Source organism: Dellaglioa sp. CoH-56-MRSF-13 (assembly GCF_056782095.1).
Window position 1 is genome coordinate 1 of sequence record NZ_JBXAYC010000058.1, and the last position, 470, is coordinate 470.

Annotated in this window: 1 protein-coding gene; it reads left to right on the top strand. The window is 57.0% G+C overall.

Going from position 1 to position 470, the window contains the following annotated elements; translation table 11 throughout:
* Positions 1-470 (top strand): hypothetical protein (locus AC1RP1_RS07865; RefSeq protein ID WP_481762701.1); only part of this gene is annotated, 470 nt, incomplete at both ends.

The following is a 470-nucleotide window of genomic DNA, read 5'->3' on the forward strand; positions in this document are numbered from 1 at the left end:
GGTCGCAACGATGCACGCGTCGAGGCCGAAACGTGCTCTGATGAACAGTGGATCGCGGAGCACGGCACACGTCTCGCCCGGCCCCTGAACATCGATGGCTACGATTTGGCTGATCGCGATGCGCAGATTGCGGATTTGCTGAAGCGGTCAGCACTGATTCCCATGCACGGTCGAATCGACGCGAAGGCCACGGTTCTGGGCATTATGCGATACGTAACGCGTAACTGGAACATGGAATTCGAGCACTACATGGGCACTCCCATGTATGCCCTGCTCTCGGTTCGTGAGTTTGATGAGCTGAAGACGATTCTAGACGAACAACACAACATTATCCTCGGGGCCCAGCTCAACGACGGCATTTCGCTTCGGGACTTCATTGCCACGTTTCAGGCGCGGCTCGATGGGAATTCGGCATCCATCATCCGGACCGTGAAGCTGGCAGGTGATGAGGCGGAACGCGTAAAGGACGG